A 1,315-nucleotide genomic window follows, 5' to 3' on the forward strand; every position below is an offset into this window, starting at 1 on the left:
CTGACCTCGACTCCCACGCAAACCTCCACAATTCTCGGTGAGCCTCCGCGATGCGATCCGGTGCTGCGCGTCAACGGCCCTCGCGGACAAGTTACTGCAAATTCTGGTCAGGGGGAATCAGATGCTATCAACTTGCCCGAGCGCGACACGCCGTGAGCGGGGGTCATTTTGTGACGGAATCGGTGTTCACTTATCGGTGTCGCTGCATGGCCTGCCCCGACCTGTGGCCCGCTCGGCCGCCGTTGGGCGCGGATCGGGGAGCCGGGGCGCGCCGACGCCGCCACCGACCCTCGGGTGACCGTTGTACCCGCAGTAACGCTGGCGTACCGTTGACATTCATTCTCGACGACGATGATGGACGGGGTGGGCGGATGACCACAGCCGCTAGGGGTCGTGGCGCTGATCCGGTGCCGGGCGACGAACGCATCCACGGCGTGCGTGGCAGTGGGACGGTGTCACGATCGGGAAGAATGGTAGGTCACTTCTTGGTCGGCGCGTCCGGTTCGGTTCCCGCGCCGTCATGGGGGCCCGACAGCCCCCAGGCCCGCGCGTGCCGGGAGTTGGCCGCCGCGGTGCTGGCCGATGTCGATCCCACGGCCGCCACGGCACCGCTGGTGGAGGCTGCCGCGGGTTGCGCGCGCGACGGCGTGGCGCTCGCGTCGGTGCACCGGGCCGTATTCGACGCCGTGCGAAGGGAATTCGAGCGGCAGCGCACGACGGCAATCCCGCCGGGCGCCGACCGCAGACTGTGGGAGACGCTGGAGAACGTGACCGTCGCGGTCTCCTCCGCCTATCTCGACGAGGCCAGGGTGCACCCGCCGCACCAGAGCGTCGTGGACACCGTGACCGCGTCCCTGCTCGGCGGCATCGCCGATCCCGCCGAGGCCGACGAGTGCGGTATCGAGCTGGCCGCCACCTACTCGGTGCTCGCACTCGCGCTGCCCGTCGCGGGGGCGCGCGGCGACGCCGGACCGCGCGCCGATGTCACCCGGGCCGATGTGCCCGCGGTGCAGGCGATCCGGCCGGGCCCGCCGCCGTTCGTGCCCCACAACGGCCCGCGCGAGCCCGGCGGCAGGCACGTCCTACGCCGGGTGCGCGCCGCGCTGGCCGAGCGCGGCGGGCCGAACGTGTTGTCGCTGCTCGGCCGTGACGGCGGCACGGTGCTGGTGCCCGCCGGCGCGCCGGGCAGGCCGGAGGTGGGGCGCCTGGTCGATGCGCTGAGCGAGGCCGCGGGTGCTCCCGGGGGCGGCCCGGGGGGGACCGGGGCCGCCCGGGGCGCCCAGCCCCCCGGCGCCCCGTGGGCGCCCGGACGGCG

At 73.5% G+C, this 1,315-nt stretch carries 1 pseudogene; it reads left to right on the forward strand.

What is annotated here, in order from left to right:
* Positions 1-560: 560 nt before the first annotated feature.
* A pseudogene (locus QH283_RS22535) lies at positions 561-1,315 on the forward strand (hypothetical protein); the annotation flags it as partial.

Source organism: Nocardia farcinica (genome assembly GCF_029867845.1).
Classification (GTDB): domain Bacteria; phylum Actinomycetota; class Actinomycetes; order Mycobacteriales; family Mycobacteriaceae; genus Nocardia; species Nocardia farcinica_A.